Origin of the sequence: Kitasatospora sp. NPDC048298 (assembly GCF_043201465.1) — a bacterium.
In the GTDB taxonomy this organism is placed as follows: Bacteria; Actinomycetota; Actinomycetes; order Streptomycetales; family Streptomycetaceae; genus Kitasatospora.
Genome location: NZ_JBICYZ010000124.1, coordinates 1 through 15018, shown reverse-complemented (window position 1 = coordinate 15018; position 15018 = coordinate 1). Strand labels below are relative to the sequence as shown.

General features: G+C 74.5%; 2 protein-coding genes. Both read right to left on the bottom strand.

From position 1 onward, the window contains the following. Positions 1-1949: type I polyketide synthase (locus tag ACGF0D_RS43180; RefSeq protein WP_392925917.1), on the bottom strand; the 1949-nt coding region annotated here is incomplete at its 3' end. Positions 1950-1963: 14 nt separating this feature from the next. After that, positions 1964-15018 (bottom strand): SDR family NAD(P)-dependent oxidoreductase (locus ACGF0D_RS43175; RefSeq protein WP_392925914.1); only part of this gene is annotated, 13055 nt, incomplete at its 5' end.

Below are 15018 nucleotides of genomic sequence, written 5' to 3'. Positions count from 1 at the left end.
GCCGCCACCTCACCGATCGAATGCCCCGCCAGGAAGTCCGGCACCACACCCCAGGACTCCAACAACCGGAACAGCGCCACCTCGAAAGCGAAGAGACCGGTCTGCGCGTACAGGGTCCGATCGACCCGGTCGGGGTCGGTGCCGAAGAGGACCTCGGCGGTGCCGACCCCGAGTCGTTCGTTCAGCTCGTCGAAGGCCTCGGCGAACACCGGGTAGTGGGCCCGCAGTTCCGCGCCCATCCCGAGCCGCTGGGCGCCCTGCCCGGTGAACAGGAAGGCGGTCTTGGCCCCTGTGCGGGCCCGGCCACGCAGCACCGCCGGCGAGTCGTCCGAGGCGCCCAACAGCGCCAGCCCGTCGAGGAGTCGGTCGCGGTCCGGGCCGAGGACGGCGGCCCGGTGCTCGAAGACGGCGCGTTCGGTGCCGAGCGACCTGGCCACCGCGCCCGCCTCCAGCTCAGGATGGTCGGCGGCGAAGGCGCGCAGCCGCTCGCCCTGGGCCGACAGTGCCTGCGGAGTGCGGGCGGAGAGCGGCCACAGGGCCATCGGCGGTGCCGGGTCGGGTTCGGGCTGCTCGGCCGCGGCCGGGGCCTGTTCGAGGATGACGTGGGCGTTGGTGCCGCTGATCCCGAAGGAGGAGATCCCGGCCCGGCGCGGCCGCTCGACCTCGGGCCAGGCCCGGGCCTCGGTCAGCAGCCGGACCTCACCCGCCGACCAGTCCACCTTGCCGGAGGGCTCGTCCACGTGCAGGGTCTTGGGCAGCACACCGTGGCGCATCGCCTGCACCATCTTGATCACCCCGGCCACACCGGCCGCCGCCTGGGTGTGACCGATGTTCGACTTGACCGACCCCAACCACAACGGCCGATCCGCCGAGCGGTCCTGACCGTAGGTGGCCAGCAGCGCCTGCGCCTCGATCGGGTCGCCCAGCGTGGTACCGGTACCGTGCGCCTCGACCACGTCGACATCGGCGGCCGACAGCCGGGCAGCGGCCAGCGCGTGACGGATCACCCGCTGCTGGGACGGCCCGTTGGGCGCGGTCAGCCCGTTGGAGGCACCGTCCTGGTTCACCGCGGAGCCACGGATGACGGCCAGCACCTGGTGCCCGTTGCGCTGGGCGTCCGAGAGCCGCTCCAGCACCAGGACACCGACGCCCTCGGCGAAGCCGGTGCCGTCCGCGCCCTCCGCGAACGCCCTGCAGCGGCCGTCCGGGGAGAGCCCGCGCTGGCGGCTGAACTCCACGAAGGTGCCGGGCGAGGCCATCACCGTCACACCGCCGGCCAACGCGAGGGTGGACTCGCCGCCGCGCAGCGACTGCGCCGCCAGGTGCAGCGCCACCAGCGAGGAGGAGCACGCCGTGTCGATCGACAGCGTCGGCCCCTCCAGACCGAGCGTGTAAGCCACCCGACCCGACACGATGCTGCCACTGCCGAACGCGCCGAAGTAGTCGTGGTACATCACCCCGGCGAACACACCGGTGCGGCTGCCCTTCAGCGAGACCGGATCGATCCCCGCACCCTCCAACGCCTCCCAGGAACTCTCCAGCAGCAACCGCTGCTGCGGATCCATCAACAGCGCCTCACGCGGCGAGATCCCGAAGAACCCGGCGTCGAACGCGCCGGCCTCGTGCAGGAACCCACCCTCGCGGACGTAGGACCTGCCCTCCAGACCCGGCCGCGGATCGTAGAGGTCGGCGTCCCACCCCCGGTCGGTGGGGAACGGCGTGATGCCGTCACCGCCCTCGGTCACCAGCTCCCAGAGGTGCTGCGGCGAGGTCACCCCACCCGGATAGCGGCAGGCCATGCCCACGATCGCGATCGGCTCGCGCAGGGCCGCGGTCAGCTTGCGGTTCTGCTCCCGCAGCCGTTCGGTCTCCTTCAGCGAGGCCCGCAGGGCGTCGACCATCCTGGTGCCCGGGTTCTGCGGCTGCTCCTTGCTCCCACTCTTCGCCACCGGAGTACCCCCTGTCACAGCTCCTCCTGTCCACCGAAGTCGTCAAGGGCCAGGTTCATCAGGCTCTCGATGTCCATCGTGTCGATCGACTCGCCGCTCTCGCCGTCGTCGCCCTTCGACTCGGCGGCGGACTCGGCCTTGAGTCCGGCCAGTTCGAGCAGGCTGTCCAGCAGGCCGGCGTCGCGCAGCCGGGCCAGCGGGATCGCGCCCAGCGCCTGGCGCACCGCGGTCTCCTGCACTTCGTCGGCCGAGCCCTCGGCCGGGGCCAGTTCGGCTTCCAGGTGCCGGGCCAGCACCATCGGGTTCGGGTAGTCGAAGATCAGCGTGGCCGAGAGCCGCAGCCCGGTGGCCTCGTTGAGCTGGTTGCGGAACTCCACCGCCGTCAGCGAGTCGAAGCCGAGTTCGCTGAATGCCCGGTCCAGTGCCACCTCGGTGACCCCGAGCACCCCGGCCGCCTGGGTGCCGACCAGTTCGAGCAGGAGCGCGATCCGCTCCTGGCCGACCAGCCCGGCCAGGCTGCGCCGCAGCGCGGCCGAGGCCGTGGAGGCTGCCTGCGCCACCCGCCGCGCGGACGAGGAGCGCACCAGCCGACTCAGCAGCGGCGGGACCCGGTTGCCCTGGGCCAGGGCGGCCAGGTCGAGCCGTGCGGGCATCAGGACGGCTTCCGCCCGGCCGACCGCGGCGTCGAACAGGGCCAGGCCGGCCTCCTCGCTGAGGCTGCCCACCCCCGACTGGGCCATCCGGCGGCTGTCGGCCTCGCTGAGCCGGTCGGCCATGCCGCCGTTGCCCGACCACGCGCCCCAGGCCAGCGAGGTGGCCGGCAGGCCGACCGCCCTGCGGTGCAGGGCCAGGCCGTCGAGGAACGCGTTGGCGGCGGCGTAACTCGCCTGCCCGGGGCTGCCGAGCAGACCGGCCGCCGAGGAGAACAGGACGAACGCCGACAGCTGTCGGTCCTTGGTCAGCTCGTGCAGGTGCCAGGCCGCGTCCACCTTGGGTCGCAGCACGGCGGACAACCGCTCGGGCGTCAGCGAGGCGAGCGTCCCGTCGTCCAGCACGCCCGCGGAGTGCACCACCGCGGAGACCGGGTAGCGCGCCAGCACTGCGGCCAGCTCCTCCCGGTCGGCCAGGTCGCAGGCCAGGATGGTCACTTCGGCGCCCAGGCCGGCGAGTTCGGCGTGCAGCTCGGCGGCGCCGGGCGCCGCCTCGCCGCGCCGGCTGAGCAGCAGCAGGCTCGACACCCGGTGCTCGGTGACCAGGTGACGGGCCACCAGGCGGCCCAGTGCCCCGGTGCCGCCGGTGAGCAGCACCCGGCCGCTCCACTCGACGGGGGCGTCCGGTACGGCCTTCGCCGCCCTGGTGAGCCGCGGCACGTTGAGCACACCCGAACGCACCGCGATCTGCGCCTCGCCGCAGGCGACGGCGGCCGGCAGCAGGTGCCAACCCGGGTCGGCCTCGTCGTCGGCGTCGTGGTCGTCCAGGTCGATCAGCACGATCCGGTCGGGATTCTCCGACTGCGCCGTGCGGATCAGCCCCCAGGCCGCCGCGGCGGCCAGGTCGGTGACGTCCTCACCGGTCGGCGAGACCGCGCCACTGGTCGCCACGACCACGGTCGCCTGCGCGAACCGATCGTCGGCCAGCCAGGACTGCAGGCGGCCGAGCAGCGCGGCCAGGCCCTCGTGGACCGCCCGCGGATCGTCACCGCCCGCCCAGGGCAGCACCAGGACGTCCACCGGGTCGGCCAGCGCCGCGAGCTCGTCGAGGTCGGCGACCGTACTGACCGTGGCGACCTGCACCGCCAAGGCGTCCAGCAGCCGCCGCCGGTGCGTACCGAGCACCGCCCAGTGTCCGCCCGAGGGCACCGGGCCGCCGGTGAGCCCGGTCCACTCCAGGGCGAAGAGCGAGTCGTTGCCGCCGGCCGTGGCCAGCCGGTCCACCGCGACCTCGCGCAGCACCAGCGACTCCACCCGGGCCACCGGGGCACCGGCCCCGTCGGCGAGCTCGATCCGCACCGCGTCCGAGCCGGCCGGGCTGATCCGCACCCGCAGCGCCCGCGCGCCCACGGCGTACAGCTCGACCCCGCTCCAGGCGAACGGCAGGCTCATCCGGCCCGCCGCACCCGCCCGCAGTCCGATGGCGTGCAGCGAGGCATCGAACAGTGCCGGATGAATGCCGAACCGATCGGTCTCCAGCGGGAGTTCGACCTCGGCGAAGACCTCGTCAGCCAGCCGCCAGGCGGCCCGCAGCCCCTGGAACAGCGGGCCGTACTCGGCGCCGAGCTCGGCCAGGCGCTCATAGGTCCCCTCCAGGTCGAGCGCCTCGGCGCCGACCGGCGGCCAGGCCTGCGACGTGCCGGGCGCCGGGGCCGAAGCGGCCCGCAGCAACCCGGTGGCGTGCAAGGTCCACGGTCCCCCGGCCTGGCGGCCGGGAGGTGCCCCCAGCTCGTCCGCCGTGCGGGAGTACACCTGGAACGTCCAGGTCCCGGCATCGGCCGGACGCACGGTGCACTGCAGCCGGACCGTGCCCTGCTCGGGCAGCAGCAGGGGTTCGGCGATGGTCAGCTCCTCGACCGCGCCGGCCCCGATGTCCGCGCCGGCCGCCAGCGCCATCTCGACGAACGCCGTGCCGGGCAGCAGCACCACCCCACCGACCGCGTGATCGGCCAGCCAGGGATGGCTCTGCAACGAGAGCCGTCCGGTGAACAGCGTGCCCTCGCCTCCCGCGAGGTCCACGGCGCTGCCCAGCAGCGGGTGGTCCACCGTCGCCCGGTAGCCCGCCGGCTCGCTCGCCATCCAGTACCGGCGGCGCTGGAAGGCGTACGTCGGCAACTCGACCGCGGCACCGGCCGGCAGCAGCCGCGCCCAGTCCACCGCGCCGCCGTGAACGTGGAAGGCGCCCAGGGCGGTGAGCACCGCCGCCGACTCCTGCCGGTCCTTGCGCAGCAGCGGGATCAGCGCGGCGTCACCGCTCGGACCCTCGGCCAGGTTCTCGGCGGCCAGCGCGGTCAGCACCCCGCCTGGACCGATCTCGACGAACCGGCACGCACCGGCCTCCTCCAGCGCCCGCACGCCGTCCGCGAAGCGCACCGCCTCGCGCACGTGGCGCACCCAGTACTCCGGTGAACACAGCTCCTGCGCGGTAGCCTGCGCGCCGGTCAGGGTGGAGACGACGGCGATCCGCGGCGGGTGGTACTCCAGCCCGGCGGCGACCTCGCGGAACTCGGCGAGCATCGGCTCCATCAGCGGCGAGTGGAAGGCGTGGCTGACCGCCAGCTCCCTGGTCCGCTCGAACCGCTCGGCGATCGCGCGCACCGCCGTCGCCTCGCCCGAGATCACCACGGAGCTCGGCCCGTTGACCGCCGCGATGCTCACCCGCTCGGTCAGCAGCGGCTCGATCTCGGCCTCGGTGGCCTTGATCGCCACCATCGCGCCGCCGGCGGGCAGCGCCTGCATCAGCCGGCCGCGCGCGGCGACCAGTCGGGCGGCGTCCGCCAGCGACCAGACCCCGGCCACGTGGGCAGCGGCGAACTCGCCGATGGAGTGCCCGGCCAGCAGGTCGGGGCGGATGCCCCAGGACTCCAGCAGCCTGAAGAGCGCGACTTCGAGCGCGAACAGGGCGGGCTGGGTGTACTCGGTGCGGTCCAGCAGCTCGGCCGAGGACAGCGCCTCGCGCAGCGGCCGGTCGAGTAGCGAATCCAGCCGCTCGCACACCTCCTCGAAGGCGGCCGCGAAGGCCGGGAACGTATCGATCAACTCCTCGCCCATGCCGACCAGTTGCGAGCCCTGGCCGGAGAAGAGGAACGCGGTGCGACCCGCTGTCGCAGTGCCGAGCGCCACGCTCGGCGAGGCATGGCCCTCGGTCAACGACCGCAGGCCGCGCAGGAGCTCGTCCCAGTCACCGCCGCTCACCGCCGCCCGGTGGGCGTGGTGGCCGCGGGCACTCGCCAGCGCCGCCGCGACCTGGCGCGGATCGAGCTCGGCCCGCTCGCCCAGGTGGCTCAGCAGCCGCTCGGCCTGCGCGCGCAGCGCCTGCGGGCTGTGGCCCGAGAGCAGCAGCGGAGCCTGTGGCTGCTGCTCCACCAGCACGGCAGCCTCCTCACCGGGAGCGCTGGGCGCGGCCTCGATCACCACGTGCGCGTTGGTGCCGCTGATCCCGAACGAGGAGATCCCGGCCCGGCGCGGGTGGTCGTACTCGGGCCATGCCAACGACTCGGTGAGCAGCCGGACGTGGCTGTCCGTCCAGTCGACGTGCCGGGACGGCTCGTCCACGTGCAGGGTCTTGGGCAGCACCCCGTGGCGGATCGCCTGCACCATCTTGATCACGCCGGCCACCCCGGCCGCGGCCTGGGTGTGTCCGATGTTCGACTTGATCGAGCCGAGCCAGAGCGGGCGCTCCTCGGTGTGCTCGCTGCCGTAGGTCGCGATCAGGGCCTGCGCCTCGATCGGGTCGCCCAGCGTGGTGCCGGTGCCGTGCGCCTCGACCAGGTCGACCTCGCCGCCGGGCACGCCCGCCGCCGCCAGCGCGCGGCGGATCACCCGCTGCTGGGCGGGACCGTTGGGGGCGGTGATGCCGTTGGAAGCACCGTCCTGGTTCATCGCGGTGCCGCGCACCACGGCCAGCACCTGGTGGCCGTTGCGGCGGGCATCCGAGAGCCGCTCCAGCAGCAGGACGCCCGCGCCCTCGCCGAAACCGGTGCCGTTGGCGGCGTCCGCGAACGGGCGGCAGCGCCCGTCGCGCGACAGGCCGCGCTGCCGGCTGAACTCGACGAAGGTCCCCGGGGTGGCCATCACCGTCACCCCGCCGGCCAGTGCCAGGGTGCAGTCACCCTGGCGCAGCGACTGCACCGCAAGGTGCAACGCGACCAGCGAGGAGGAGCAGGCGGTGTCCACCGTCAGCGTCGGCCCCTCCAGACCGAGCGTGTAGGCGACCCGGCCCGAGACCACACTGCCGGAGCCGTAGCTCTCGAAGTAGTCGTGGTACATCACGCCGGCGAACACCCCGGTCGCGCTGCCGCGCAGCGAGACCGGGTCGATGGCGGCCCGCTCCAGCGCCTCCCAGGCGGTCTCCAGCAGGACCCGCTGCTGCGGGTCGGTGACCAGCGCCTCCTCCGGATCCATGCCGAAGAAGTCGGCGTCGAAGTCGCCCGCGTCGTACAGGAACGCGCCGTGCTTGGCGTAGCTGGTGCCGGGGCGGTCCAGGGTCGGGTCGTAGAGCGACTCCAGGTCCCAGCCTCGGTCGGTGGGGAACTCGCCGATGGCGTCCACCTCGCCGACGACCAGCTTCCACAGATCCTCGGGCGAGTTCACGCCGCCGGGGTAGCGGCAGCTCATCCCGATGATCGCGATCGGCTCCTCCGAGCGGGCGGGCGCGGCCTGCACCGGCACGGCCGCCAGGGTGCCGACCAGCTGGTCAAGCAGGTAGCCGGCCAGTTCGCGGGGGTTGGGGTAGTCGAACACCAAGGTGGCCGGCAGGCGCAGCGCGGTGGCCGCCGCCAGGCCGTTGCGCAGCTCGACCGCGGCCAGCGAGTCGAAGCCCAGCTCACGGAAGGCCTTGTGCGCTTCGACCGCCTCAGCCGAGCGGTGCCCGAGCACCGAGGCGGCTTGACTGCGCACCAACTCCACCAGGAAGGGCTTGCGTTCGGCCTCGGCGAGGGCAGCCAGCCGGCCGCTCAGCGAGTCGGCGCCGGCGGCCGGCTGACCGGAGACGGCCTGGCGCCGGGAGCGCACCAGGGCGCGGAAGAGCGGTGACATGACGTCGCCTTGGGCCCGCAGTCCGGCCGGTTCCAGCTTCATCGGCAGCACGGCGGGGTGCCGGGAGTGCAGCGCCTCGTCGAAGAGCGCCAAGCCCTCATCGGTGGCCAGGGCCGCCACGCCGCCCCGGGAGATCCGGGACAGGTCGGTGTCGTCCAGCGTGCCGGTCATCCCGCCGGCCTGCGCCCACAGGCCCCAGGCCAGCGACTGGCCCGGCAGGCCGAGCCGCCGGCGGTGGCCGGCCAACGCGTCCAGGAAGGCGTTGGCCGCGGCGTAGTTGGCCTGCCCCGGCGAGCCGAGGGTGGCGGCGGCCGAGGAGAACAGGACGAACGCCTTGAGGTCGAGACCGGCGGTCAGCTCGTGCAGGTACCAGGCCGCGTCCACCTTGGGGCGCAGCACGGCATCCAGCCGCTCGGGCGTGAGCGAGGAGAGCACGCCGTCGGCGAGCACCCCGGCCGCGTGCACCACCGCGGTCAGCGGATGCTCCGCCGGGACCTTCGCCACCGCCTCGGCCAGCGCCGCGCGGTCCGCCACGTCGCAGGCGGCGGTGGTGACCTCGGCGCCGAGTTCGGTGAGCTCGGTGACGAGCTCGGGGGCCGCGCCGCGGCGGCTGAGCAGCAGCAGGTGCCGCACCCCCCACTCGGTGACCAGCTGTCGGGCGATCAGGGTGCCCAGTGCGCCGCTCGCGCCGGTCAGCAGCACGGTGCCCGCGGGGTCGAGCTCCAACCGTTCCTGGTCGGCGGCCGGTTCGGCCCGGACCAGCCGGGGCAGCCGGATGACGCCGCCCCGGATCGCCAGGTGCGGCTCGCCCACGGCCAAGGCGGTGGGCAGCAGCGCTTCGGAGGCCGGGTCCTGGTCGAGCTCGACCAGGACGATCCGCTCGGGGTTCTCCGACTGCGCCGAGCGGACGAGTCCGGCCACCGCCGCACCGGCCAGGTCGGCGCCGGTGGCCACCAGCACGGTGGCCTCGCCCGCCAGTTGCTCGCGCAGCTGGTCGAGGACGGTGTGCACGGCTGCCCGTACCTCGTCTGCGCTGGTACCCGCCGGGCTGCGCAGCACCACCGGGTCGTGGGCGGGGTCGACGGCCGGGGTCGGCGCGGTGATCCACTCCACCTGGTAGAGCGCGCCCGCCCGCGCCGACTTGGCGGCGGCGGCGAGCTGTTCGGCCGGGATCGGGCGCAGGGCGAGCGAGCCGACGCTCGCCACCGGCGCGCCGTCGGCGTCGGCGAGCGTCAGCTCCACCGCGCCGCTCTGGCCCAAGGGCTTGACCCGGACCCGCAGTTCCCTGGCGCCGGTCGCGTGCAGGCGCACCTCGGACCAGGCGAACGGCAGCAGCGCCTCGTCCTCGGCGACACCGGTCAGGCCGACCGTGTGCAGGGCGGCGTCCGCCAGGGCCGGGTGCAGGCCGTAGCCGTCCACCTGCTGGGCGAAGGCCACCTCGGCGTAGACCTCCTGACCCAGGCGCCAGGCGGCGCGCAGGCCCTGGAAGGCGGGCCCGTAGGCGAGTCCGGCCTCGGCGAGCTGTTCGTACACCCCGTCGAGATCGATCGGCTCGGCGCCGGTGGGCGGCCAGAGGGTGAGCTCCGGCTCGGCGGGCGCGCCGCCCGGGGCGAGCACACCGTCGGCGTGCCGGATCCAGGGCTCGTCGTCGGCCTCGCTCTCGGGGCGGGAGTAGATGCCGACCGGGCGGCTGGACTCCTCCACCGCGCCGACCACGACCTGCAGCTGCACCGCACCGTGCTCGGGGAAGACCAGCGGGGCGTGGAGGGTGAGGTCGGCGACCCGGCCCAGGCCCACCTGATCGGCGGCCTGGAGGGCCAGCTCCAGGTAGCCGGTGCCGGGGAACAGCAGCTCCCCGCCGACCACGTGGTCGGCCAGCCACGGGTGGGTGCCGAGCGAGAGGCGGCCGGTGAGGACGGTGCCGTCGGTGTCGGCGCGGGTCATCGCCGCACTCAGGATCGGATGGTCGGTCCGGGTGAGACCGGCCGAGGTGACGTCGGCGTTGCCGGAGACGCTGTCCAGCCAGTACTGCTCGTGCTGGAAGGCATAGGTCGGCAGCTCGACGCGGCGCGGGCGCAGACCCTCGAAGACCTGTCGCCAGTCGACCGCGACGCCGTGCGCGAAGGCCTCGCCGAGCGCGGCGGCGAACCGGGCCGGGCCGCCCTCCTCGCGGCGCAGCGAGCCCAGCGCCCGCACGCCGTCGAAGGTCTCCTGGAGGCCTACGGTGAGCACCGGGTGCGGGCTGCACTCGATGAACACGCCATGGCCCTTGCCGACCGCGGCCCCGGCGGCCTGCTCGAAGAGCACGGTCTGGCGCAGGTTGGTGTACCAGTATTCGGCGTTCAGCTCGGTGGTGTCGACGAGCCCGCCGGTGACGGTCGAGAAGAACGGCACCTCGGCGGGGAGCGGCGAGACGTCCGCCAGGGTCTCCAGCAACCTGGTCCGGATCGCCTCGACCTGCGCGGAGTGCGAGGCGTAGTCCACCGGCAGCCGCTTGACCCGCATGCCCTCGTCCTTGAGCTGGGCCTGCAGGAGGTCCAGGGCGTCCACGAAGCCGGCGACCACGACCGATCCCGACCCGTTGCGCGCGGCGACGGAGAGCCGGCCGTCGAAGGCCGCCAGTCGTTCCTCCACCTGGTCGACGGGCAGCGCGACCGACATCATGCCGCCCCCGCCGGACAGGTCCTGGGCGATGGCCTGGCTGCGCAGGGTGACGATCCGGGCGCCGTCCTCCAGCGACAGCGCACCGGCCACCACGGCCGCCGCGATCTCGCCCTGGGAGTGCCCGATCACCGCGGCGGGGCGCACCCCGTACGAGGTCCAGGTCCGCGCCAGCGAGACCATGACGGCCCAGAGCAGCGGCTGGACGATGTCCACCCGGTCCAGCGGGCCGTTCAGCTCGGCCAGCAGGTCCCAGTCGGTGAACGGCGCACAGGCGGCGGCGCACTCGGCCATCGCGGCCGCGAACACCGGCGAGGAGGCCAGCAGCTCGGTGGCCATGCCCTGCCACTGGGAGCCCTGGCCCGGGAAGACGAAGACCGGGCGGGAGCCGGTGGCGGTACCCTCGACCAGCCCGGGAGCGGTGCGCCCGGTGGCCAACGCGGCCAGCGAGTCGCGCAGCTCGGCGCGGTCCGCGCCGGCGATGGCCGCGCGGTGCTCGAAGTGGGTACGGGTGGTGGCCAGTGCGTGGGCCAGGTCCGCGGGCGCGAGCTGCGGGTTGGCGTCCACGAAGGCCAGCAGCCGTTCGGCCTGGGCGGGCAGCGCCGCCCGGGACTTCGCGGAGAGCAACCACGGGGCCGCGGTCGGCGCCGCGCTCGTCTCCGGCTGCTCGGCGACCTGCTCGGTGACGGCCTCGATGATGGTGTGGGCGTTGGTGCCGCTGATCCCGAAGGAGGAGATCCCGGCCCGGCGCGGCCGCTCGACCTCGGGCCAGGCCCGGGCCTCGGTCAGCAGCCGGACCTCGCCGGCCGACCAGTCCACGTGGGTGGAGGGCTCGTCCACGTGCAGGGTCTTGGGCAGCACGCCGTGGCGCATCGCCTGGACCATCTTGATCACGCCGGCCACACCGGCCGCCGCCTGGGTGTGACCGATGTTCGACTTGACCGAGCCCAACCAGAGCGGTCGGTCCTCACCACGGTCCTGGCCGTAGGTGGCCAGCAGGGCCTGCGCCTCGATCGGGTCGCCCAGCGTGGTACCGGTGCCGTGCGCCTCGACCACGTCGACGTCGCTCGCCGACAGCCCGGCGTTGGCCAGGGCCTGCTCGATCACCCGCTGCTGGGAGGGCCCGTTGGGCGCGGTCAGCCCGTTGGAGGCACCGTCCTGGTTGACGGCGGTGCCGCGGACCACGGCCAGCACCTGGTGCCCGTTGCGGCGGGCGTCCGACAGGCGCTCCAGGACCAGGACACCGACGCCCTCACCCCAGACCGTGCCGCCGGCTCCGGTGGCGAACGGGCGGCACTGCGCGTCGGGGGCGAGCGCACCCTGGCGGCTGAACTCCACGAACGGGTCCGGGGTCGACATCACCGCGACGCCGCCGACCAGGGCGAGGGTGGACTCGCCGCCGCGCAGCGACTGCGCCGCCAGGTGCAGCGCCACCAGCGAGGAGGAGCACGCCGTGTCGATCGACAGCGTCGGCCCCTCCAGACCGAGGGTGTAAGCCACCCGACCCGACACGATGCTGCCACTGCCGAACGCGCCGAAGTAGTCGTGGTACATCACCCCGGCGAACACACCGGTGCGGCTGCCCTTCAGCGAGACCGGATCGATCCCCGCACCCTCCAACGCCTCCCAGGAACTCTCCAGCAGCAACCGCTGCTGCGGATCCATCAACAGCGCCTCACGCGGCGAGATCCCGAAGAACCCGGCGTCGAACGCGCCGGCCTCGTGCAGGAACCCACCCTCGCGGACGTAGCTGGTGTCGGGGCGCTCGCGGGTCGGGTCGTAGATCCGGTCGATGTCCCAGCCCCGGTTGTCCGGGAAGGCGCTGATCGCGTCGTTCTCGCCGATCACCAGGTCCCACAGCTCCTGCGGCGAGGTCACCCCGCCCGGGTAGCGGCAGGCCATGCCGACGATCGCGATCGGCTCGTCGGTACGGGCGGCGCTCGCCCGGGCGGCCTTGCGCGGGCCGGACTTGACGCCGCTGAACCGGGTGACCAGGTAGCCGGCCAGCGCCTCGGGTGACGGGTAGTCGAAGACCAGCGTGGCGGGCAGCCGGTGGCCGGTCTCGGCGGTCAGGGCGTTGCGCAGTTCGACGGCGGCCAGCGAGTCGAAGCCGAGGTCCTGGAAGGCCCGGCCCGGGTCGATCGCCTCCGCGGAGGCGTGCCCGAGCACGGCCGCGACCTGGCCCCGGACCAGCTGGAGCAGCGCGTCCGCGCGCTCCTGCTCGCCGAGTTCGGCCATCCGGTCGGCGAAGGAGAACTCCGAACCCTCGACCGCCACCGCCTCGCGGCGCACCGTACGGCCCACCAGGGAGCGGAACACCGGGGCGAGCGCGGCGCCCTGGCGGCGCAGCGCCGCCAGGTTCAGCCGCACCGGGGCCAGGGCCGCCAGCCCGGTGGCCCGGGCCAGGTCGAAGAGCGCCACGCCGTCCTCGGCGGACAGCTCGGTCATGCCACCGCGCGAGATCCTCGCCCGGTCGGCCTCCTCCAGGGAGCTGGTCATGCCGCCGACCGGGGCCCAGGGCCCCCAGGCCAGCGAGAGGGCAGGCAGGCCGAGCGCGTGGCGCCGGGCGGCCAGCGCGTCCAGGAAGGAGTTGGCGGCCGCGTAGTTGCCCTGACCCGGTGCGCCCACCAGCCCGGCGACCGAGGAGAACAGCACGAAGGCGTGCAGCGGCGCGTCCGCGGTGAGCTCGTGCAGGTTGAGCGCGCCGTCCACCTTGGGCCGCAGCACGGCGTCGATCCGCTCGGGGGTCAGCGAGGCGACCACGCCGTCGTCGAGCAGCCCGGCGGCGTGCACCACGGCGGTGAGCGGATGCTCGGCCGGGATCTCGGCCAGCACCTCGGCGAGCGCGGCACGGTCGGCCACGTCGCAGGCCCGGACGGTGACCTGCGCGCCGAGCCCGGTGAGTTCGGCGGTCAGCTCGTCCGCGCCGCCGCGCCGGCTGAGCAGCAGCAGGTGGCGCGCGCCGAGGGCGGTGACCAGGTGCCGGGCGAGCACCGGGCCGAGGCCCCCGGTCGCGCCGGTCAGCAGGACGGTGCCCTCGGGGTCGAGCTCCGGCGCGGCCTCGGCGGTGAGCTCGGCGGCGGTCAGCCGGGCGGCGCGGGCCGCGCCGGCGCGGATCGCCACCTGCGGCTCACCACTGGCCAGTACGGAGGCGGCGAGCGCCTCGGCGTCGGCGTCCGCATCGAGGTCCAGCAGCACGAAACGGTCGGGGTTCTCCGACTGCGCCGAGCGCAGCAGGCCCCACACCGCGGCGCCCGCCAGGTCGGCCACCTCCTCCCCGGCGAGCGAGAGCGCGCCGCGGGTGACCACGATCAGCGGCCGTGGGTCCTCGTCCTGTGCCGCGGCCAGCGCCACGTGGACGGCCGCCCGGACGGCCTCGGCGTCGTTGCCCGCCACGCTGTGCAGGAGGCGGTAGTCGGCCTCGTCTGCCGTCTCGGCCAGTTGGATCGGGCTCCAGCCGAGCCGGAACAGCGCGTCGCTCGAAGGGCTCTGCTGCCGGCGCAGGTTGGTCAGCGGGCGGGAGGCCAGCGAGGTCACCGAGGCGACCGGGGCGCCGGTGGCGTCGGCCAGGTCGACGGCGAAGGAGTGCGCTCCGGTGGCGAGCAGCCGCACCCGCAGCACCGAGGCGCCGACCGCGTGCAGCGAGACGCCGGAGAACATGAAGGGCAGGCGGGCGGTCTCGTCGTCGGAGCCGTCACCGAGCAGGGCGAGCGCGTGCAGTGCGGCGTCGAAGGCGGCCGGGTGCAGGCCGAACCGGCCCGCGTCGGCGGCCGGGCGATCGGCCAGGCGGACCTCGGCGAACAACTCGTCACCGCGCTGCCAGGCGGCGTGCAGGGCCTGGAAGGTCGGGCCGTAGTGCAGGCCTGAGGCGGCGTGCCGCTCGTAGAGGCCGGCGGTCTCCAGCATCTCGGCACCGGCCGGCGGCCACTCGGTGAGGCGTTCACCCATGCGCGCGGGCGCCTGGCCGAGCAGGCCGGAGGCGTGCAGGGTCCACGGGACTTCGGCGGCCGCGCTCTCGGCGCGCGAGTAGACGCTCACCGTACGGCTGCCGGCGGCGTCGGGGGTGCCGACGGTGACCTGCACCCGGATGCCGTCCTGCTCGGGCAGGACCAGCGGCACCTCAAGGGTGAGCTCCTCCAGGTGGCCGCAGCCGACCTGGTCGCCGGCCCTGATGGCCAGTTCGACCATGGCGGTGCCGGGCACCACGACCCGGTCGCCGACCACGTGGTCTGCCAGCCACGGGTGGGTGCGCACCGAGAGCCGCCCGGTGAGCACCGCGCCGTCCGAGTCCGCCAGCATGGTGGCCGCGCCGAGCAGCGGGTGCTCGGTGGAGTCCAGGCCGGCGGAGGCGACGTCACCGACCGAGGCCGGGAGCTCGACCCAGAAGCGGCTGCGCTGGAAGGCAGTGGTGGGCAGGTCAACCCGGGCGGCCCCCGGGAACAGGGTGCCCCAGTCGGGCGAGCAGCCGGCGATGTGCAGTTGGGCCAGCGCGGTGAGCAGGGTGTCCGGCTCGGGGCGCTCGCGCCGGGTGGCGGCGGCGAGCACGGCCTCCTCGGAGTCCAGGCACTCGCGGGCCAGCCCGGTCAGCACCGCGTCGGGGCCCAGCTCCACGAAACGGGTGACGCCCGCGGCCTCCAGCGCCCGGACACCGTCGTGGAAGC